This window comes from Stenotrophomonas sp. C9D9 (assembly GCF_056491205.1).
In genome coordinates this window covers 747,434-768,216 of record NZ_JBSZIF010000004.1, presented here as the reverse complement: position 1 = coordinate 768,216, position 20,783 = coordinate 747,434, and the positions used below count along the sequence as shown (strand labels likewise).

At 67.5% G+C, this 20,783-nt stretch carries 14 protein-coding genes; 10 read left to right on the top strand and 4 right to left on the bottom strand.

Annotated elements, in window-relative coordinates; genetic code table 11:
• The first annotated feature begins 53 nt into the window (after positions 1–53).
• On the top strand, positions 54–1,235 hold the full coding sequence (gene pncB, locus ACXI0D_RS09030; protein WP_049443115.1) for a nicotinate phosphoribosyltransferase: 1,182 nt from the start codon (positions 54–56) through the stop codon (positions 1,233–1,235).
• Positions 1,236–1,251: 16 nt separating this feature from the next.
• Here the strand turns inward: pncB and ACXI0D_RS09025 are convergent, their stop codons facing one another.
• On the bottom strand, positions 1,252–1,617 hold the full coding sequence (locus ACXI0D_RS09025; RefSeq protein WP_014645902.1) for a hypothetical protein: 366 nt from the start codon (positions 1,615–1,617) through the stop codon (positions 1,252–1,254).
• Between the two features lie 459 nt (positions 1,618–2,076).
• On the opposite strand from ACXI0D_RS09025, the gene ACXI0D_RS09020 reads away from it, so the two are divergent.
• From ACXI0D_RS09020 to ACXI0D_RS08985, 8 genes are all read left to right on the top strand, one after another.
• Positions 2,077–2,616, top strand: a complete 540-nt coding sequence (locus ACXI0D_RS09020) for a fimbrial protein (RefSeq protein ID WP_049443116.1) — start codon at positions 2,077–2,079, stop codon at positions 2,614–2,616.
• A gap of 85 nt (positions 2,617–2,701) precedes the next feature.
• Positions 2,702–3,430: a fimbrial biogenesis chaperone gene (locus tag ACXI0D_RS09015; RefSeq protein WP_014035946.1), complete on the top strand. Its 729-nt coding sequence runs from the start codon at positions 2,702–2,704 to the stop codon at positions 3,428–3,430.
• 92 nt (positions 3,431–3,522) lie between these two features.
• On the top strand, positions 3,523–6,087 hold the full coding sequence (locus ACXI0D_RS09010) for a fimbria/pilus outer membrane usher protein (protein ID WP_049443117.1): 2,565 nt from the start codon (positions 3,523–3,525) through the stop codon (positions 6,085–6,087).
• On the top strand, positions 6,078–7,115 hold the full coding sequence (locus tag ACXI0D_RS09005; protein ID WP_014035948.1) for a fimbrial protein: 1,038 nt from the start codon (positions 6,078–6,080) through the stop codon (positions 7,113–7,115). The genes ACXI0D_RS09010 and ACXI0D_RS09005 overlap by 10 nt, the downstream gene beginning before the upstream one ends.
• 266 nt (positions 7,116–7,381) lie before the next feature.
• Positions 7,382–8,566, top strand: coding sequence for a non-hydrolyzing UDP-N-acetylglucosamine 2-epimerase (gene wecB, locus ACXI0D_RS09000; RefSeq protein WP_049443118.1), 1,185 nt, complete (start codon positions 7,382–7,384; stop codon positions 8,564–8,566).
• On the top strand, positions 8,563–10,764 hold the full coding sequence (locus ACXI0D_RS08995; RefSeq protein WP_479642501.1) for a hypothetical protein: 2,202 nt from the start codon (positions 8,563–8,565) through the stop codon (positions 10,762–10,764). Before wecB ends, ACXI0D_RS08995 begins: the two co-directional genes overlap by 4 nt.
• Positions 10,765–10,770: 6 nt before the next feature.
• A complete protein-coding gene (locus ACXI0D_RS08990) occupies positions 10,771–12,918 on the top strand; it encodes a glycosyl transferase family protein (protein ID WP_479642500.1) in 2,148 nt (715 codons plus the stop codon).
• On the top strand, positions 12,915–15,749 hold the full coding sequence (locus tag ACXI0D_RS08985; RefSeq protein ID WP_479642499.1) for an NfrA family protein: 2,835 nt from the start codon (positions 12,915–12,917) through the stop codon (positions 15,747–15,749). The genes ACXI0D_RS08990 and ACXI0D_RS08985 overlap by 4 nt, the downstream gene beginning before the upstream one ends.
• Here the strand turns inward: ACXI0D_RS08985 and ACXI0D_RS08980 are convergent.
• The 3 genes from ACXI0D_RS08980 to ettA form a co-directional block, all read right to left on the bottom strand.
• Entirely contained in the window at positions 15,743–16,747 is a 1,005-nt protein-coding gene (locus ACXI0D_RS08980) for a DUF4434 domain-containing protein (RefSeq protein ID WP_233490832.1), read from the bottom strand. The two genes, ACXI0D_RS08985 and ACXI0D_RS08980, sit on opposite strands and share 7 nt — an antisense overlap.
• A 103-nt stretch (positions 16,748–16,850) precedes the next feature.
• Complete coding sequence (locus ACXI0D_RS08975; RefSeq protein ID WP_005408048.1) at positions 16,851–18,167, bottom strand: NCS2 family permease; 1,317 nt, start codon at positions 18,165–18,167, stop codon at positions 16,851–16,853.
• A 100-nt stretch (positions 18,168–18,267) separates the two neighbouring features.
• Positions 18,268–19,932 carry an energy-dependent translational throttle protein EttA gene (ettA, locus tag ACXI0D_RS08970; RefSeq protein WP_014035954.1) on the bottom strand — a complete coding sequence of 555 codons (1,665 nt, stop codon included), beginning with the start codon at positions 19,930–19,932 and terminating at the stop codon, positions 18,268–18,270.
• A gap of 253 nt (positions 19,933–20,185) precedes the next feature.
• On the opposite strand from ettA, the gene ACXI0D_RS08965 reads away from it, so the two are divergent.
• Positions 20,186–20,671, top strand: coding sequence for an RcnB family protein (locus ACXI0D_RS08965; protein ID WP_119007443.1), 486 nt, complete (start codon positions 20,186–20,188; stop codon positions 20,669–20,671).
• Positions 20,672–20,783: the final 112 nt, after the last annotated feature.

The following is a 20,783-nucleotide window of genomic DNA, read 5'->3' as shown; positions in this document are numbered from 1 at the left end:
CGAGCGTGGCCGCAGCCACCCCGGTTCACCCTGCCGGGCGCATAATCCGCCCCATGCCTATCATCCAGTCCCTGCTCGACACCGACCTGTACAAGTTCACCATGATGCAGGCGGTGCTCCACCAGCACCCCGGCGCCCAGGTGCAGTACCGGTTCAAGTGCCGTACGCCCGGTATCGACCTGGCAAGCTACATCGACCAGATCGACGAAGAAATCGACCACCTGTGCAACCTGCGTTTCAGCGACGCAGAGCTGGACTACATGCGTGGCCTGCGCTTCGTGAAGCCGGACTTCGCCGATTTCCTCGGCCTGTTCCACCTCGACCGCAAGTACATCCAGCTGCGCGCGTCGAAGGCCGTGCCCGGTGAGATCGAACTGGACATCACCGGCCCCTGGCTGCACACCATCCTGTTCGAAGTGCCGCTGCTGGCGATCATCAACGAAGTCTGGTTCCGCAACACCACCACGGCCGATTTTGCCGAAGGCGAGCGCCGCCTGCAGGCCAAGGCTGCACTGCTGCGCGATACCCCCGGCTTCGAACAGTGCCGCATCGCCGACTACGGCAGCCGCCGCCGCTACTCGCGGGATTGGCATGCCCGTCTGCTGCCGCTGCTGCGCGACGCGCTCGGCCCGCAGCTGGTCGGTACCAGCAACGTTCACTTCGCGCGCCTGTACGGCATGACGCCGCACGGCACCATGGCCCATGAGTACCTGCAGGCGTTCCAGGCCCTCGGTCCGCGCCTGCGTGATTCGCAGGTGGCGGCACTGGAATCGTGGGCGCGCGAGTATCGCGGCGATCTGGGCATCGCGCTGTCCGACGTGGTCGGCCTGGACGCGTTCCTGCGCGACTTCGACATGTACTTCTGCAAGCTGTTCGACGGCGTGCGCCATGACTCCGGCGATCCGTTCGACTGGGGCGACCGCATGCTGGCGCATTTCCAGCAGCGCCGGGTCGATCCGCGCAGCAAGGTGCTGGTGTTCAGCGATGGGCTCGACATCGCCAAGGTGATGCGCCTGTACGACTACTTCCGCGGTCGCTGCCAGGTCGCGTTCGGCGTCGGCACCCACCTGACCAATGATCTGGGCCCGACGCCGCTCAACATCGTCATCAAGATGGTCCGCTGCAACGGCCAGCCGGTGGCCAAGCTCAGCGATTCGCCGGGCAAGAGCATGTGCGACGACCCGGGTTACCTGGCCTACCTGCGCCAGGTCTTCGAGTTGCCGCAGCCGGAGTAGGACCGGCCTGCAGGGCTTACAGGTAGTCGACGACCACCAGGTAAGCGCCCTGCAGCGGCTGCTGCTTCGAAGCCTGCACGCTGTAGCGCTCGGAGAAGGCGATATCGCCGGCACGCATCGCGCTGGCCGACACCGACAGCTTCTGGCCCTGGCGCTTGCCATCGCGCAGCGTCGCGGCCTGGCCATCGGCCAGCGCCGTTACGGCCACCGTCGAGCCCTTGGCCGACGGCGGGCAGGCCGCCAGGCTCAGCTCACCCTGGGACAGGTTCGTCGTGCAGCCCGGCTCGGCGATGCGGCCGCTGAAACGGATGCTGCCGCTGCTGGCCTGGGCCAGCGCACTGACGGACATCAGGGCCACGCACAGCAGAATGGAATTCCTCATGACACGTTCTCTGGTTCGGTGTGTCCTAGTTAGCGACAGGTTCGATCCGCCTTTAATAGGACAAATCCGAATCTGCTAGGGCCATCACCAAGAAAGAGTGATGCGCATCAAATAAGCTGATTTCCACCTGAAAAAGGCCTGTTTCCGCGCCTGCCGAACGCGCCGCTCAACGCGTCATCCACGGTCGTCTGTGACCTGGCCGCCCCGCCGTCAAATCGTCCACGCGCCTCTGACTCCGATTCCGCCTACCACGTCACATTTAGGGCGTCAATGAATTGGCGTTCAGAAAAATAATGAGACTTTCATCACAGTTGTGCATATACTTGCGTCACGGATTCAGGGGAAGGTATGTCCGAGTCCGGCCACAGGTGAGACGCAAGGATGGGTCTTGTTAGCCCGGCAGTGCTCCTTGCTTCCTCCTCTACTTCTCATCTCTTCAGTAGGGTTAGGTAAAAGCGAATGCACAAGATCAATCTCATTGCCGCTCTGATGCTGGCCGCCGCTCCGCTGGCCGCCAACGCCGCCGACGGCACCATCACCTTCAATGGCAAGGTGACCGACAAGACCTGCACCATCTCGACCCCGGGCGGCAAGGACTTCGCCGTCAACCTGCCGACCGTGTCCAAGAACACCCTGGCCACCGCCGGTGCCGTTGCGGGCCGTACCCCGTTCGCCATCAACCTGACCAAGTGCAGCGCCGGCAACGTCGCCACCTACTTCGAGCCGGGTTCGACCGTCGACTTCAACAGCGGCCGCCTGGTCAACCAGGCCTCGGCCAACGCTGCCACCAACGTGCAGCTGCAGCTGCTGGGCTCGAACAACCAGTTCCTGCCGATCAAGGCTGCCGGCGCTGGCCTGGCCCAGACCAACTCGCAGTGGGTCACCGTCGGCACCGACGGCTCGGCCGATCTGAACTACTACGCTGAGTACTACGCCACTGCCGCCGCCACCCCGGGCGACGTCACCAGCAGCGTCAAGTACACGATCATCTACAACTGATCGTCGTCGTACCCGCATTGGCCGGCGTACGCGCCGGCCAGTGCTTCGCGGCCCCTGGCCACACCCCTCGAGCGTAGTACTTCCGATGAAAGCAATCTTTCCCCGGGCGCTGCTGCTGGCAGCGTTCACGCTGCCCTTCTGCCAGAACGCTCTGGCCGGCGTGGTGGTCAACGGCACGCGAGTGATCTATCCGGCGCAGGCGCGCGAAGTCACCGTGCAGGTCGACAACGTGGGCGATTCGCCGGCGCTGGTCCAGGCCTGGATCGACAGTGGCGACGCCAACCAGACCGCCGACAACAGCGATGCCCCGTTCGTACTGACGCCGCCGATCGCGCGCGTCGAACCGGGCCGCAGCCAGGCGCTGCGCGTGATCTTCTCCGGTGCGCAGCTGCCGACCGACCGTGAGTCGGTGTTCTGGCTCAACGTGCTGGATGTGCCGCCGTCGCCCGACAACGCCGACAGCGGCGACCAGAATTACCTGCAGGTCGCGTTCCGTTCGCGCCTGAAACTGTTCTACCGGCCGCAGGGCCTGAAGGGCGTCGCCAACGACGCGCCGGCAGCGCTGCGCTGGACCCGCACTGGCGATCGCCTGCGGGTGGAAAACCCCAGCCCCTTCCACGTCACGCTGGCCGAAGTGCATGCCGTGACCGGCAGCAGTGAAAAGACCGTCGAGGACAAGGGCGCCATGGTCGCGCCGAAGCAGAGCCTGGAGTTCACCGCACCGGCGGGCTCAGACCAGGTGCGCTTCATCACCATCAACGATTACGGCGGTCGGGTGGAGCACAAGGTCCGCCTCGGCAGTACCGGGGGCTGAACGCGCCGCGCCGGCCATGGGCCTGCGCATCCCGCCACCGCCGCCGTGCGGCGAATTGAAGGAATGTCAGTGTGATCGGAAACAGATTGACATTGTCGATCCACCAGGCGATCTGCCTGCTGGTTGCTGGCGTGGCCTGCCCAGGATGGGCGCTGGCTGCGCCGGCCAATCTCGGCGAACAGGCGCTGATGGCGCAGAGCGGTGCGGCCAATGCGCGTGCACCCGAGTCGGCCCAGTTCAACTCCAGCTTCCTCTCCGGCCAGGCCAAGCAGGTCGATCTGGCGTCCTTCACCAATGGCAACCCGATGGTGGCCGGCACCTACCGCGTCGACGTCTACGTCAACGGTGGCTGGCAGGGCCGTCGCGATCTGCAGTTCAAGGCCGATGAGCAGGGCCGCGTCGACGCCTGCCTGCCGCTGCCGATGCTGGAAGAAATGGGTGTGGACAGCGAGGCCGTGCTGCTGCAGCAGGACCCGACGCTGCCGACCGACAAGACCAGCTGCGTGCCGGTGCAGCAGCGCATGGCCAATGCCTACGGCATCTATGACAGCGGCAACCTGCGCTACGACCTCAGCATCCCGCAGGTGTTCCTGCGCCGCGAGGCGCGCGGCTACGTCAATCCGTCGCTGTGGGACCGCGGCATCAATGCGGGCTTCGTCGGCTACAGCTTCAATGCCATCGACAGCGACAGCCGCGTCGAAGGTGGCCAGCGCAACCGCAGCGCCTACCTCGGCCTCAACGCCGGCCTCAACCTGGGGGGCTGGCAGTTCCGCCACGATTCCAACCTGACCTGGTCCGAAGGCAACGGCCGCCACTGGCAGAGCATTGCCACCTATGCGCAGCGCGGCATCCCGCAGGTGCGCGGCATGCTCACCATTGGTGAGGCCTACACCACTGGCGAACTGTTCGATTCGATCGGCTACCGTGGTGCCAGCCTGGCCAGCGACGACCGCATGCTGCCCGACTCGCTGCGCGGTTACGCGCCGGTCGTGCGCGGCATTGCCGAAACCAACGCGCGCATCGAAGTGCGCCAGAACCAGCAGCTGATCTACTCCTCCACCGTATCGCCGGGCAGCTTCGTCATCGACGACCTGTACCCGACCGGCTACGGCGGCGACCTGGAAGTGAGCGTGATCGAGGCCGACGGCCGCCGCCGCGAATTCAAGGTGCCGTTCGGTTCGGTGCCGCAGATGCTGCGCGAAGGCGTGTCGCGCTACTCGTTGACCGCCGGCCAGGTGCGCAACAAGCTGCTGGCCGATGAGCCGTGGCTGGTGCAGGGCACCTACCAGCGTGGCATCGGCAACCAGTTGACCCTGTACGGCGGCAGTGCGCTGAGCGAAGGCTACCTGTCGCTGCTGTACGGCGTGGGCCTGTCCACGCGCATCGGTGCTTTCGCCGCCGACGTCACCCACGCACGGACCTCGTTCGACCACTACGGCGACCATACCGGCGCCAGCGTGCGGTTGAGCTACAGCAACATGATCGGCGAGACCGGGACCAACCTGACCTTGGCCGCCTACCGCTATTCGACCGAAGGCTTCTACAGCCTGCAGGACGCGCTGTATGGCCGTGATTCGGACAAGCGCGGCATCGATCCGACCACCCGTGGCCGTCAGCGCAGCCAGTTCCAGGTGACCCTGAACCAGCCGCTGGGCCGCCGTGGCGGTGCGCTGTACGTGACCGGTTCGGTGCGTGACTTCTACGACCGTTCCGGCACCTCCAAGCAGTACCAGGTGGGCTACAACAACGCCTGGCGCTCGGTGAACTACGGCTTCTCGGCGCTGCGCACCGAAGAAGGCGTGCTCGGCCGTTCCGACACCCAGTACCTGCTGTCGATGAGCGTGCCGCTGGGCCGTGGCACCCACCCGGTGTCGTTCAGCGCCGACCTCGGCGCGCGCGACCGCGGTGGCTACGACAACAGCCGCGTCGGCATCACCGGTTCGGCCGGCATCGACAACAACTTCAGCTACGGCGCAGCCCTGTCCGATTCCCGCGAGGGTGGCACCACCGCGATCGCCAATGCCGAATACCGCAGCCGCTACTCCGCGCTGAACGCCACCTACAGCCACTCGCGTGATTTCCGCCAAGCGTCGGTCGGCGCCAACGGCAGCGTGGTGGTGCATCCGGGTGGCTTCACCTTCACCCCGCAGCGTGGCGACACCATGGTGCTGGTCGAAGCGCCGGGCGCGCGCGATGCGATCGTCAGCAACGCGCCGGGCCTGCGCGTCGATGGCCGCGGCTACGCCGTGGTGCCGTACGTGTCTCCGTACCGTCTCAACACCGTCACCCTCGATCCGCAGGGCATGGCCCACGACGTCGAACTGGAGAGCACCAGCCAGTCGATCGCGCCGTTCGCCGGTGCCATCAGCTACCTGCGCTTCGATACCCGCAAGGGCAACGCGCTGCTGATCCAGGTGCGCAACGCCGATGGCCGCAGCATGCCGTTCGGTGCGCAGGTCAAGGATGAGCAGGGCCAGCCGGTGGGCATGGTCAGCCAGGGCGGCCGCCTGTACGTGCGCAGCGAGCACACCCAGGGCCGCCTGCTGGTGGAGTGGGGCGCCGGTGCCGACCAGCGCTGCACCATCGATTACCAGGTTCCGGCGGGCGCTGATGCGTCCAAGACCGGCTTCATCCCGCTGGAGGCAGCATGCCGATGATTTCTTCCCGTGGCCGCAAGGCGCTGGCCGCGCTGGCCGTACTGGGCGGCGTGCTGCTGGCACAGCAGGCGAGCGCCGCCTGCCGCATCCAGAACAGCTGGTTCATCGCCCAGGACGTGACCATGGACATGGGCCAGATCGTGATCCTGCCCAGCACCCCGGTCGGTGGCGTGATCAAGGAAATCAGCGAACCGATCACCCAGCAGAACAGCGTTGCCCGCTGCGATTCCTGGACCGGCGGTCGTTCGATCGGTGAGTACGTCAATGCAGCGCAGAAGCGCCCGGTGGCCGGCTTCTCGAACGTCTATGAAACCGATGTGGCAGGCGTCGGCATCCGCCTGTACCGCGATTCGGGCGCGATCCAGACCTACTACCCGCACTCGATCAACTTCGGTGGCGGTTCCGTGGTCAGCCTCATCGGTGGCCAGTTCCGCATCCAGCTGATCAAGACGGCTGCGCAGACCGGCTCGGGCGTGATCGCGCCGAACGGCCGCTTCACTACGTACTACTTCGACGGCGATGGCCCCGGGCGCCCGGTCCTGACCTCGACCTTCAAGGGCTCGGGCACCACCGTGGTCAGCCCGACCTGTGAAGTGCAGGCCGGCAGCCGCAACATTGCCGTCGATTTCGGCAGCGTGCCCAACACCACCTTCACCGGTGTCGGCTCCAAGGCCGTTGATCGCGACTTCGAGATCCGCCTGAACTGCCAGGGCAGCAACGTCGCCGCCTATCAGAGCAAGATCGGCATCCGCCTCGATGCCGACCAGGACAGCTCGAACATGCCGGGCGTGCTGAAGCTTAGCGCGGCCAGCAACAGTGCCACCCGCATCGGTATCCAGATGGTCCAGCGCGATGGCAGCACCGAGCGTGAAGTGCGCTTCGGCCAGACCATCAACGTCGGCACCACGGCGCCGGGTACCAGCGTCATGGCGCTGCCGCTGCGCGCGCGCTACGTGCAGACCCAGGCCGGTACGGTCGGCGCCGGTGTCGCGAACGGCCAGGCCACGTTCACCATCCAGTACGAGTAAGCCGGCTCCAGGCCACGCCCCTGCTGCGTTCCACCGCAACGTCGCCCGTTCCACGGGCGGCGTTGACTGCGTCTTGATCCTGCAACGATGAAGATCGATGCCACGACGCGCATGCAGACGCCTTAGTGTGATGTATGTCGCGAATTTGGAGTTTCCTCATGAGGTGACCGTCTCCTGCCTGCGGGTATTGGACGGCAACGCCGAAAGGATCCAGACGTGGCTACTGCTGTTTGCCCCCTTCCGCGCCGGCCTTCGGAAGCGCTCCGGTGAAGGTCCTGTCGGTATTCGGCACGCGACCGGAAGCCATCAAGATGGGGCCCCTGGTGCGCGCCCTGGCACAGGCTGCGGATATCGAATCGGTGGTCTGCATCACCGGGCAGCACCGCGCGATGCTCGACCAGGTGATGTCGCTGTTCGAGATCACCGCCGACCATGACCTGGATGTCATGGTGCCCAACCAGACCCTCAATGGCCTGTGCTCCAGGCTGTTCGAGCGGCTTGACGCGCTCTACACGCAGGTCCGCCCCGACTACGTGCTGGTGCATGGCGATACCACCACGGCGATGACCGCGGCCCTGGCCGCGTTCCACCACCGCATCCCGATCGGCCATGTCGAGGCCGGCCTGCGCACCGGCGACATCAACCGGCCGTGGCCGGAGGAGATGAACCGGCGGGTGGTCGATGTGGTCGGCCATCAGCTGTATGCACCCACCCCAGGCTCGCGCGCCAACCTGGCCCGCGAGCATCTGGGCGGGCAGATCCTGGTCACCGGCAACACCGTCATCGATGCCCTGCAGCAGACCGTGCAGCGGCTGGATGCAGATGCGGCATTGCGCGCGCAGGCCGACCAACCCTTCCACATGCTCGACCCCGCGCGCCGCCTGCTGCTGGTCACCGGCCATCGCCGCGAGAGCTTCGGCCAGGGCTTCGAGGACATCTGCCGTGCGCTGGCTGAGCTGGCGCGGCGGCCGGACCTGCAGGTGCTGTACCCGGTGCACCTCAACCCGAACGTGCAGGGCCCGGTCAACGCCCACCTCGGCCACCTCGACAACGTGCACCTGGTGCCACCGCAGGATTACCTGCGCTTCGTGCGCCTGATGCAGCGCGCCGACGTCATCCTCACCGACTCCGGTGGCGTGCAGGAAGAAGCGCCGGCGCTGGCGAAACCGGTGCTGGTGATGCGCGATGTCACCGAACGGCCGGAGGCGGTCGAGGCCGGCGTGGTGACGCTGGTCGGCACCACGCCCTCGCGCATCATCGATGCGGTCAGCGCGGTATTGGCACAGCCCCCGCAGCCGACCCGCTTCGACCCCGATGCCAGCCCCTACGGCGATGGCCGCGCCAGCGCCCGCATCGTCGCCGCCCTGCGCGGTGCGCCCCTTCCCGAATTCTCGCCCGGTCTCCGCTGTGGCGGTGCCGCCCACCTCCATCCGCATGAAGTGATGCCATGACCCAGACCGGCCGCTCTTCCCTGTTTGCTTCCGCTGCCGCGTTCGTCCTGTCGGGCGCGGTCGGCACAGCCCATGCCGCCGACAGCGTCGCCGGCCAGTTCGCCGAATGGAGTGGCGACAGCACGGTGAACCGGCAGATGACCCTGCGCGAACTCGGCTTCCGCCAGCCGCTGGTGCTGAGCGGGCAGGAGAGCCAGCGCGAGATCTACCTGCCGGTGCCGGCCGGCGTGGCCACCCGCGATGCGCAGCTGCAACTGGACGGGCGCTATGTGCGCGGCCACGCCGGGCGCACCTCGGGCTTGTGGTCGGTCGATGGCGATCCGATCGCCGCGCGTTCGATCACCGACGCGCAGGGCGACGCCAGCCAGCTGCTGGCCATCGATGGCGAACCTCGCCAGAACGGTTTCGTGCGGGTCGGCGTCGGCTGGTGGTCGATCGTGTCCGACTATCAGTGTGCCGACCAGAGCGCACCGGCCAACGTGCTGCGGCTGTCGCCGGACTCGCGCTTCAGCTACCGCTTCGATGGGCGTGCCGTGGATACCGTGGCCAAGGCCTGGGGCGCCCTGCCACCGCAGGTGCGCCTGCTGGTGGATGGCAAGGCGCTGCAGGCGCCCGCCTACGACGCGGCCTGGCGCATCGGTACCGCGTTGCAGGCCGGCGGCAAGCAGGTGCAGGTGGTGGCGCTGCCCAAGGTCGGTGACAGCGTCGACCTGGCCGGCATCAGCATCCCGGCCAGCCTGCAGGGCGTGCCGGCCTACGCCGCGCTGGCTACGGGCGAGCGTGCGCATGCGATCAAGGACCTGGCCGAAGTCGGCGCGCTGCTGTCGCTGCGTGACAGTGGGCCGTTGGCGGCCGATGTGATGATCGGCAGTGACGCACTGCGTGCCGGCGTACGCGTGGCGCTGGATGCGCTGGCCGTACAGGTTGGCGCGGCGGGCGCTGATGCGGGCACGGCATTCGCCGCGTGGCGCGGTACCGACATGGGCGGCCTGGAAAAGCCCGCTGCCAACGCATCGGTCAGCGTGCTGGCCGTGGCCGGGCGTCCGACGCTGCTGGTCGACCCGGCGGCGGCGGGCAAGGTCGCCGGGCTGTTCGCCGAACAGTGGCGCAGCTATGCGCTGGGCCGCAGCCTGCAGGTCAGCGCAGCAGGCACGCCCAGACTGGACGGTGACCAGGTGCTGCTGAGCCGGCTCGGCAACATCGCCGGCACGATGGAGGTGGTGACCCGCGCCGATCGCAGCGCCAGCTTCGACCTCGGCGCGCTGTCGGCCGATGGGCGCCTGCCCGAGGAAGTGGTGATCGATGTCTCGGCGGCCCCCAACGCGGCCGGGCAGGGCGCGGTGGCGACGATCTACTTCAATGATTACCTGCTGGGCGGCAAGGTGTTGTCGGCCAACGGCCAGCCGCAACGGCTGGTGGCCAAGGTGCCGGCCTATGCCCTGTCGGCGCGCAACGAGATCCGCGTCAGCTTCCTGCGCCAGCCGGCACGGCCGTACTGCCACGATCCGGCCACCGGCTACCCGGTTTCGATCCTGCCCAGCAGCCACCTGACCCTGGCCAAGCGTTCGCTGGGCAGTGACTTCGTTGGTGCCAGCAGCCAGTTGTCGCGCGGCAACCAGGTGTTCGTGCCCGGCACCTGGCTGCAGGATGCGCCGGCCTCGCTGGGCAAGGTCATCGCGGTGGCCAGTGCAGTGGGCGCCTCGCCGGAAGCGTCGGAACTGAAGGTGGTCGACGCCGGTGCCGCGGTCAGCCCGGGCGCACCGTGGCTGGCCTTCGGCGTGGTACCGGCCGGTGTCGATGTGGCCGGCCTGAAGGATGGCCACCTGCTGATCGGCGGCACGTCGCAGCCGCTGCTGGATGTCAGCGGGCTGGATCGTGCTGCCGTGGTGCAGGTGGGGTCGTCCGGCGGCCAGTTGGGCGTGCTCTACAGCGACCTCGGTGCGCAGGCACCGTCGTTCGGCGCGCCGTTCCGGCTGCTGCGGGGCGATCTTGCCGTGCTCGACGGCAGTGATGCCGTGCGCGAATTCGACCGCCAGGATCCCTATGGCACGCGTATCGCGCAGGACGGCAATCCGCAATCGAAGTGGGAACGGCACATGGTGTGGTTGCTGCTGCTGGTCGGCGTGATCGTGTTCGCGCTGCTGGCCGCCCGCGTTACCCAGGTGCGCCGCCGCAAGTCCGCCAACGCAGGGCACTGATCCATCGTGGACGGTCTGTTCTGGAACATCCAGCTGGCCAACTACTACGCCGCCCTGGAAGCCACGGCGGCGGCGGTGGCCGTGCTGATCCTGATATCCAGCCTCGATGACCTGTTCATCGATGTCTGGTACTGGGTACGCGAGAGCTGGCGCGCGCTGACGATCAAGCGCCGCGATGCGTACCGGCCGCTGACCCAGGACGACCTGCTGCAGCGGCCGGAACAGCCGCTGGCGATCATGGTGCCGGCGTGGATGGAGTACGACGTCATCGCGCAGATGGTGGAGAACATGATCAACGTGCTCGACTACCGCGAGTACGTCGTGTTCGTCGGCACCTATCCCAACGACCAGCAGACCATCGACGAAGTCGAGCGCATGCGCCGCCGCTACAAGCGCCTGCGCCGCGTGGAGGTGCCGCACGACGGTCCGACCAGCAAGGCCGACTGCCTGAACTGGCTGATCCTGGCGATCTTCGATTACGAGAAGCGCCACGACATCGAGTTCGCCGGGGTGATCCTGCACGACAGCGAGGACGTGCTGCACCCGATGGAACTGCGCTTCTACAACTACCTGCTGCCGCGCAAGGACATGATCCAGCTGCCGGTCACCTCGCTGGACCGCGAGTGGTACGAGCTGGTGGCCGGTGTCTACATGGACGAATTCGCCGAATGGCACGCCAAGGATCTGGTAGTGCGTGAAAGTGTTTCCGGCATGGTGCCGTCGGCGGGCGTCGGCACCTGCTTCTCGCGGCGCGCGCTGCTGGCACTGAGCGCGCAGACCGACAACCAGCCCTTCAACACCGACAGCCTCACCGAGGATTACGACGTTGGTGCGCGGCTGGCGGCGATGGGCATGCAGTCGATCTTCGCGCGCTTCCCGGTGCAGTTCCGCGTGCGTCGCCCGTCATGGTTCGGCTGGGGGCCGGTACGCGAGCGCACCCAGCAGATGGCGCTGTGCGTGCGCGAATACTTCCCCGACAACTTCCGTGCCTCGTACCGGCAGAAGGCGCGCTGGGTGCTGGGCATCGGCCTGCAGAGCTGGGAGTCGCTGGGCTGGCGCGGCTCGCTGGCCACCAAGTACCTGCTGGCGCGCGACCGCAAGGGCATCATCACCTCGTTCGTCAGCATCATCGCCTACCTCATCTTCCTGCAGCTGCTGCTGTTCTGGGTGCTGAAGATGACCGGGGTATGGACGATGCAGTTCCCCAGCGTGTTCCAGGCCGGTACCTGGCAGATGAACGTGGCGCTGCTGACCACGGCGGCGCTGGCGACCCGGGTCGTGCAGCGCTTCTACTTCGTCAACCGGCTGTATGGCTGGGAGCATGCGTTGATGTCGATCCCGCGCATGGTGGTCGGCAACATGATCAATTTCATGGCCACGGCACGCGCGTGGAAGGTGTTCCTGGCCTACCTGCTGTTCGGCAAGCGCATGGTCTGGGACAAGACCATGCATGACTTCCCGGATGCCGCACAGCTGGTGCAGACCCGCAAGCAGCTGGGCGAGCTGTTGACCACCTGGCAGGCGGTGGAACCGGAACGGCTGCAGCAGGCGCTGGACCAGCAGCATGCCGGCCGGCAGCAGCCACTGGGCCGCATCCTGCTCACCCAGGGCTGGCTGGATGATGAAACGCTGGCCGAGGCGATCGCCTTCCAGGGCGACCTGCAACGCGCAGTGATCGACGTGGACTACCTGCGCGCGTGCCAGTTCGCGGTCAGTGCCGATGCCTGCGTGCAATGGCGCATGTTGCCGCTGCCACCGCGCCAGCAAGGCACCCTGCGGCTGGCCGTGGCCAGCCCATTGCCCGAAGAGGCGCTGGCACTGCTGAAGCAGGAAACCCGCAGCGAGCACATTGAGCAGAGCATCGCCCGCGAAAGCGAGATCAACGCGGGCCTGCGCATGATCGGTGGCGACCGGCAGTGGCACCTGGACAACGTGCCACTGCTGGGCGACCTGCTGGTGGAAATGCGCCTGATCGACCACGCGCGCTTCGAGATCGCGCTGGACGCGTACCAGCCGCAGCGCGATGGCCGCATTGGCGATTACCTGGTCAAGCAGGGCATCACCACCGAAGACGCGGTGGCCCAGGCCATGCAGGAACAGCGCCGGCGTGCGGCCGCGCTGCAGTCGCCGCCTCCCGGAGCCTTGCCGGCATGAAGACCACGCTGCTGTCCACCGTCATTGCCGTGGCACTGGCCAGCGCCGCCGCGCCGGTGCTGGCACAGGCCGATGCAGCACTGCCCTTGTCCGGTGCGGCCTACCGCATCGCCGAGCAGGCGTTTGCTGCCTATGAGCGCGGCGACTACCCGGCGGCTTACCAGCAGTCCACGGAAGCGATCCGGCTGCGCCCGGACGTGGTGCGGCTGCGCCTGCTGCAGATCTATGCGCTGCAGAAACTGGGGCGGGGTGCCGAGGCGCAGCGGCAGGCACGTCGTGCACTGGATGCGGGGTTGAAGGATCCGGCGTTGCCGGCGCTGGCGGCTGCCACCGCTGCACGCAGCGCGGCGACTGGCGGCGAAGGTGCGCGCACGACATCCCCATCGCGTCTGGTCGGCAGTGCCGCAGACCGCAGCAGGCAGCAGGCCTACGCGCTGGCCACCGAAGCCTACGCGGCCTATGACGCGGGGCGGATGGGAGAAGCGGCCGGCAAGGCCGAACAGGCCTTCCGGCAGCAGCCGACGCAGGGTGCCTGGGCGTTGCTGTGGGTGGCCGCGCTGGAGGCACAGCAGCAGCCCGAACAGGCCGACGCCGCCATTGCCACCGCACTTCAGCTGGGCGCGCCGAATGCCGAGGCACTGCTGGCCCGGCGCGTGGCGCTGGATCGCCAGCGCGCGCTGCTGCAGGCGCAGCAGGCGTATCGGTCGCTGTCCATGCAGGATGATGCCGCGGCCGTTGCGCAGGCACGTGCCGCCGTCGAGCTGGCACCGCAGGTGGCCACGTACCGGTTGCTGCTGATTACCGCGCAGCTGCAGCAGGGGCAGCTGGCCGACGCCGAGCGCAGTGCCGACCAGGCGTTGCAGGCCGACGGCCAGGATCTCAATGCACGGGTGATGCGCGGCTACCTGCGCCAGCGCCAGGGCAATACCGTGCTCGCCAATGAGGACTTCGACACCGCACTCGCTGCGCCGGGGTCAACAACGCAGCAGCGCAACGTGCGCCTGCTGGCGGTGGATGCGGCGCTGGCCAGTGCCGACCGCACGCGCGCCGCGGCGCTGCTGGCACCACTGCAGTCGGCATTGCCAACGGATGCGGGCGATGCACGCGCGCAGCAGCTGTTGCAGCAGGGCATCGAACAACGCGGCCGGGCGATCCGCTCCAGTCGCGCGCTCCCCCGCATCAGCGCACAGACCTACCCGGCGCCGTTCCAGCACTGCCAGTCAGGCGGCACAGGCAATGTCTGCGAGCTGATGCCGGCCGATCTGCAGGGCGATGGCGGTGCCGCGCAGCGTGCCTACGCTGCCTACGCGCGCCAGGACTATGCTGAGGCCATCGGTGAGGCGCGGCAGGCTGTGCAGCGCGCGCCGGACGACGCGAAGCTGCAGGGCCTGCTGACCACCACGCTGGCGTCGGGCAACCGCGCCCAGCAGGACGAAGCACGGCAGCGCCTGGATGCGGCGCTGGCACAGCGCCCTGACGATGCGGAGGCGCTGATGCAGCGCGGCTATCTCAACCAGAAGGCACACGAACCAGCGCAGGCACTGGCCGACTTCCGCGCCGCCGAGGCCACCGGCAAGGCACCGAAGAGCGTGGTGCTGGATCAGGCGTACGCGAGTGCGGCCAACGGCGATCATCCACAGGCGGTGTCACTGCTGCGCAGCGCCATCGATCGCGCCGACGCCGGTGAGCTGCCGCTGGATGAGCATCAACGCTACAACGTGCGCAATGCCATCGCCAACTATTCGCGCGAGTGGGGCGTGATCGCCTCGGCCGGTTTCCGGGGGGCGCGCCAGGCCGCGACCAATGTCGGCGGCGCGGCGATCAGCACGCCGGGTGATTCGGTGTTCAGTACGCTGGAGGCGTTCTGGCGGCCCCCGGCCTTCAACGACCAGCACGGCACGCTGGAACTCTATGCACGCCTGCTCAACACCCTGTACGACCAGGGCGGCACCTACGAATCGATCCGCGCGGTGGATCCGTGCACTGGTGAATCGACACCGGATGCACGCGCACGCGCTGAACGTCTCAGCCATTCGCGCTCCACCACCGGCTGGCCGTCCACCATCGCCTCGTTCGGCATGCGCTACGCCTTCGGCCAGACCGGCCTGAGCGCCGGCATCGAGCGCCGCCAGTTCCTCGGCAGCGCCACCCGCACGGGCGATGTCTATCCCGCATCGGCGGCCGTGCAATGCAGCCTGCAGCTGGCCCTGAACCCACCACTGGAAGCCAGCACACTGGCCCGCTACCGCTTGGCCAGCGGTTCCGGCGGCTGGATGTCCTACCTGACCTACGGCTATTACCACGGCACCGACCTGCGCACCGACGTGAACCAGTGGTGGATGGTCAGCGGTTACGCGCAGGGCGGCTACACCTGGGACGACAACAGCGCCCACTTCACCCTTGACGCGCTCGATGCCAACGGCACACCGGTGCGGCGGATCGGCGATGCCAACGGGCGCCTGCATCGCGAGCAGTGGTTCGCTGCCGGTGAACTGCGTGCTGGCCGCAGCTTCCGCTTTGGTGCCGGGCAGACCCACTGGGTGGTCACGCCGTACGTGGTGGTGGGGGCGGACTGGCTCGACCAGCGCTCGCGCGTGCGCGACATCCGTTACCCGCTGTTCCCGGCGCAGTCGTTCGCGCTCAACGATACGCAGCGCAGCTGGTCCCTTGGCGCGGGCCCGGGCGTGGGCGTGCGCTACTGGTTCCGCGAGGACCACTACAACACGCCGCGCTCCTACCTGGACCTGACCGTGCAGTACCGCTTCGCGATCGGTGGCGGTGATACGCAGCGCGCCAAGGGCCTGTTCGCCACCGCCATCCTCTACTACTGAGGCACGCCCCAACGTCGTCGCAGCGCCGCGGCCTGCGGCGTGTCCTGGGTCAGCCACGGCTCCAGTGCATAGACCAGCACGTGCTGCGCACCGCTGTCGCGTGCCCACGCCAGCTGCCGCTGGATGCGCGCGGCATCGGCGGTCTCGCCCTTGAACGCGCTGCCGTCGGCGGCGCTGCCGGGCAGTTCGCGGAACAGTTCGACGATCGCATCGAAGCCGATGCCGTGCGCGTGGAAATGATGGAGCAGCGGTTGCAGCTGCTGCACGTTGCCGGCGCCGGCAACCCCCACGCCGTCCTGCACCATTGGCCGCAGCGCGGCCTGTGCCAGCACTGCCTGCCACAGCGTGACCAGGTTGCCGTCGGTCTGCAGGCGGCTGAAGTAGCAGGACATCGCGCAGTCGCCCCCGCGTGCACTGGCGGCCTGCACCAGGCCGTGCAGCCACCGTGCCAGCCACTGCTGGCGTGCCGGATCGGCCCAGTGGTACTGCTCCAATTCGTAGGGCAGGTACCAGCCCCCGAAGGCGGGTTGCTGCGCCCAGGGCGCCTGTGCCAACCACTGGCGTGCCTGCGCCAGGCTGTCGGCCAGGAAGGCCTGCAGCGTGGCATCGTCGGCACCAATGGCCTGCCACCAGCGTTGCTGGAAGGGCAGGCCGACGCGGATGCGGAGGTTGTTCTCGCTGGCGGCGGTGAACAGCTGCTGCAGGCTGCTGTCCGGCAACGACCAGTCGCCGTCGCTGCCACCGACGATGCCGGTCCACTGCAGCACCAGCTGCCGGCAGCCCAGCGTATGGGCAAGCTTCAACGAACGTTGCCAGTCGGCCAGGCCCCATTGCAGGTGGCTGCGCCAGGGCTGCAGGAAGGTGCCATCCACCTGCACCGGCAGCGAACAGCCGGGCAGGGTGGCGAGCGTACCGGCGAGCGGTGCCAGCACTGCCGCGCGCAGCAACCGGCGGCGCAACGGCGAAGACGGATCAGCGGGAAGGACAGGCGGAACCATGCCTGCATCATCCCAGAGCACCGTGCGCGGCAGGTGAACCACACCGGCCGCAGGCCGAAGCGTGCTCTGGTAGTGCCGGCCGCTGGCCGGCATCGCCTACCGCTTATTCCAACGCGTAGCGCAGGGTGAACAGCACCGCCACCAGCCATACCGCCGGGTGCACTTCGCGCCAGCGGCCGGTGCCGGCCTTCAGCGCGGCATAGGCGATGAAGCCGAACGCCAGGCCGTTGGCGATGGAGTAAGTGAACGGCATCGCCAGCGCACACAGCGCGGCCGGCACCGATTCGGTCAGGTCGCTCCAGTCCACTTCCACCAGTTCGCGCAGCATCAGACCGGCCACGAACAGCAGCGCCGGCGCGGTGGCATAGCTGGGCACCATCGCCGCCAATGGCGAGAACAGCAACGCGGCCAGGAACAGCGCCGATACGACCAGCGCGGTCAGGCCGGTACGGCCGCCCACCTGCACGCCCGAGGCGCTTTCAGCGAAGGCCGTGGTGCTGCTGGTGCCGAGCATCGAGCCGGCCACGATCGCCGTGCTGTCGGCCAGCAGAGCGCGGCCGAAACGCTTCTGCGCGCCTGGCAGCTTCAGCAGGCCGGCGCGGCCGACCACGCCGTACAGGGTGCCGGTGGCATCGAACACTTCCACCAGCACGAACACCAGCACCACCTGCAGCAGCACCGCGATCGGCGCGCCGCCGTCATGGTGCAGCAGGCCTGGCAGGTCCAGCTGCAGGAAGGTGGGCGCCAGGCTCGGCGGCAGCGAGACCAGGCCCTGGTACTGCACGTCGCCCAGCGCCCAGCCGGCGCCGGTCACCGCCAGGATGCCGATCAGGATCGCACCGCGGATGCGGCGTGCTTCCAGTACCGCGATCAGCAGGAAACCAGCCAGCGCCAGCAGCGGCGGCGCGGTGTTCAACGGGCCCAGCGCCACCAGCGTGTCTTCATTGCCGACGATCACGCCGGACTTCTGCAGCGCGATGATCGCCAGGAACAGGCCGATGCCGGCCACGATCGCCGAGCGCAGCGACGAAGGAATGCCCGACACCAACCATGCCCGCACGCCGGTCAGCGACAGCACCAGGAACACCAGGCCGGAGATGAACACCGCCCCCAGAGCCTGCTGCCATGGCAGGCCGGCGGCACCGACCACGGTGAACGCGAAGAACGCGTTCAGGCCCATGCCCGGTGCCATGCCAACCGGGAAATTGGCGGCCAGCGCCATCACTGCCGAGCCCAACGCAGCGGCCAGGCAGGTGGCCACGAACACCGCACCCGCATCCATGCCGGTGGTGCCGAGGATCTCGGGGTTCACGAAGACGATGTAGGACATCGTCAGGAAGGTGGTGACACCGGCCAGCAGCTCGGTACGCACGGTGGTGCCGTGCTGCTGCAGCTGGAACAGGCGCTCGAACAGGGACATGGGGTCGCTCATGGGTAGATGCCGGCCGCTGGCCGGCATGCATGGTCGGTACACATTGCAAAAGGAGAAAGGCCGCGCGAGCGCGGCCTTTCCTGTTGCCTTACTTCAGCGCCTTGAAGCGCAGGCGCTTCGGCGCAGCGTCGTCGCCCATGCGGCGGCGCTTGTCTTCTTCGTACTCGCGGTAGTTGCCCTGGAAGAACTCCACGTGCGAGTCGCCTTCGAACGCCAGGATGTGGGTCGCGATGCGATCCAGGAACCAGCGGTCATGCGAAATGACGAAGGTGTTGCCCGGGAACTCCAGCAGCGCATCTTCCAGCGCACGCAGGGTTTCGATGTCCAGGTCGTTGGACGGTTCGTCGAGCAGTAGCACGTTGCCACCCTGCAGCAGGGTCTTGGCCATGTGCAGGCGGCCACGCTCACCACCGGACAGCGAACCGACCATCTTCTGCTGGTCCTGGCCCTTGAAGTTGAAGCGGCCGATGTAGGCGCGCGACTGGATCTCGATGCCGTTGATGTTGAGGATGTCCAGGCCGCCAGCGATTTCCTGGAAGACGTTGTGGTTGCCTTCCAGCGCGTCGCGGCTCTGGTCCACATAGGACAGCTTCACGGTCGGGCCGACCACGATCTCGCCGGTGTCCGGCTTTTCCTGGCCGGTGATCATCTTGAACAGGGTCGACTTACCGGCACCGTTCGGGCCGATGATGCCGACGATGGCGCCGGCCGGCACCAGGAAGTTCAGGTTGTCGAACAGCAGGCGGTCGCCGAACTTCTTGGAGACGTTCTTGAACTCCATCACCGCATTGCCCAGGCGCTCGCCCGGCGGGATGAAGATTTCATTGGTCTCGTTGCGCTTCTGGTAATCGACCGACTGCAGCTCTTCCAGGCGGGCCAGACGGGCCTTGCCCTTGGTGCGGCCGCCCTTGGCGTTCTGGCGCGACCACTCCAGTTCCTTCTGGATCGCCTTCTGGCGAGCCTTTTCCTGGTTGTCTTCCTGCTTCAGGCGCTCATCCTTCTGGGTCAGCCAGTCGGTGTAGTTGCCCTTCCACGGAATGCCGCGGCCGCGGTCCAGTTCCAGGATCCACTCGGCGGCGTTGTCCAGGAAGTAGCGATCGTGGGTGACCGCCACCACGGTGCCGGTGTAGCGCGCCAGGAACTGTTCCAGCCATTCCACCGACTCGGCGTCGAGGTGGTTGGTCGGTTCGTCGAGCAGCAGCATGTCCGGCTTCTGCAGCAGCAGGCGGCACAGCGCCACGCGGCGCTTCTCACCACCGGACAGCTTGCCGACGATGGCATCCCACGGCGGCAGGCGCAGCGCATCGGCGGCCACGTCCAGCTGGTTTTCCAGGGTGTGCGCGTCGCCAGCGGCCAGGATCGCCTCCAGGCGCTCCTGTTCCTTGGCCAGCGCGTCGAAGTCGGCACCTTCCTCGGCGTAGGCCAGGTACACCGCGTCCAGCGCGGCCTGGGCCTGCAGCACTTCGCCCACGCCTTCCTCGACCGCTTCACGCACGGTCTTGGTCGGGTCCAGTTCCGGCTCCTGCGCCAGATAGCCGACCTTGATGCCCGGCTGCGGGCGGGCTTCGCCCTCGAAATCGGTGTCCACGCCGGCCATGATCTTCAGCACGGTGGACTTGCCGGCGCCGTTCAGGCCCAGCAGGCCGATCTTCGCGCCCGGGAAGAAGGACAGCGAGATGTCCTTGATGATCTGCCGCTTGGGCGGGACCACCTTGGACACGCGGTTCATGGTGTAGATGTATTGCGAGGACATGAGGTCTCCGTAGGCGCGGCCCTGCGCCCGGCCCGTCACGGGAACATCCCGGTGCGGCAGCGGGCACAGACTGAAAAGGTGTACCCCCAATTATAGCCGGAACCGGTTCCGGGCCGCGCCTGGAAGGGGTGGCCGGGCTGGCCGCGGCCTGAATACCTCGTCACAGTCCTGCAGCGGGAAGCGTTTCCAGCCGGAAACGGTTCAGATCGGGTGCGCAATATGGGCTCACCACCCACCCGAGCAGAGGTCTGACATGCGCATCAATCGAGTAATGGCCGGCGCCGTGGCCTCTGTGCTGGCGTTCGGCGCCGTGGCCCCGGCCTTCGCCGACAACGACCACCGCCGCGACCATGATCGCCGCGAGTGGCGCGAGGACCGCCGCGAATGGCGCCAGGACCGCCGTGACTGGGAGCGCGACCGCCGCGAGGCCCGCCGCGACTATCGCCAGGACCGCCGTGAATGGCACCGTGACCATGACCGTTACTACCGCCCAGCGCCGCCGCGCGTGGTCTATCGCCCGGCACCGCCGCCGCCGCGCTACGGCAGCTACGGCTGGCGGGTCGGCTCCCCCTATCGCAATTACTACTCCGGCCCGGTCTACGTGGTGAACGACTACCCGCGCTACCACCTGCGTCGCCCGCCGTATGGCCACCACTGGATCCGCGATGACCGCGGCAACATGCTGCTGGTCGCCATCGCCACCGGCGTGATCGCCCAGTACGTGCTCAGCGGCCGCTGAGGATCGCGGCTGGGGCCGGATCCCTTTCCGACGGAAAGGGCTCTGACCCCACAGCATCAATCGAAACCATACGGGGCCGGATTCCTTCGGGGATGCCGGCCCCGTCTGTTTC

Excerpts from the sequence above, each read along its gene's own strand:
- ACXI0D_RS08985 (WP_479642499.1), top strand. The coding sequence starts at position 12,915 with ATGAAGACCACGCTGCTGTCCACCGTCATTGCCGTGGCACTGGCCAGC.
- ACXI0D_RS08965 (WP_119007443.1), top strand. The coding sequence starts at position 20,186 with ATGCGCATCAATCGAGTAATGGCCGGCGCCGTGGCCTCTGTGCTGGCG.
- ACXI0D_RS08980 (WP_233490832.1), bottom strand. The coding sequence starts at position 16,747 with ATGGTTCCGCCTGTCCTTCCCGCTGATCCGTCTTCGCCGTTGCGCCGC.
- ACXI0D_RS09020 (WP_049443116.1), top strand. The coding sequence starts at position 2,077 with ATGCACAAGATCAATCTCATTGCCGCTCTGATGCTGGCCGCCGCTCCG.
- ACXI0D_RS09005 (WP_014035948.1), top strand. The coding sequence starts at position 6,078 with ATGCCGATGATTTCTTCCCGTGGCCGCAAGGCGCTGGCCGCGCTGGCC.
- pncB (WP_049443115.1), top strand. The coding sequence starts at position 54 with ATGCCTATCATCCAGTCCCTGCTCGACACCGACCTGTACAAGTTCACC.
- ACXI0D_RS09015 (WP_014035946.1), top strand. The coding sequence starts at position 2,702 with ATGAAAGCAATCTTTCCCCGGGCGCTGCTGCTGGCAGCGTTCACGCTG.
- ettA (WP_014035954.1), bottom strand. The coding sequence starts at position 19,932 with ATGTCCTCGCAATACATCTACACCATGAACCGCGTGTCCAAGGTGGTC.
- ACXI0D_RS09025 (WP_014645902.1), bottom strand. The coding sequence starts at position 1,617 with ATGAGGAATTCCATTCTGCTGTGCGTGGCCCTGATGTCCGTCAGTGCG.
- ACXI0D_RS08975 (WP_005408048.1), bottom strand. The coding sequence starts at position 18,167 with ATGTCCCTGTTCGAGCGCCTGTTCCAGCTGCAGCAGCACGGCACCACC.
- ACXI0D_RS08995 (WP_479642501.1), top strand. The coding sequence starts at position 8,563 with ATGACCCAGACCGGCCGCTCTTCCCTGTTTGCTTCCGCTGCCGCGTTC.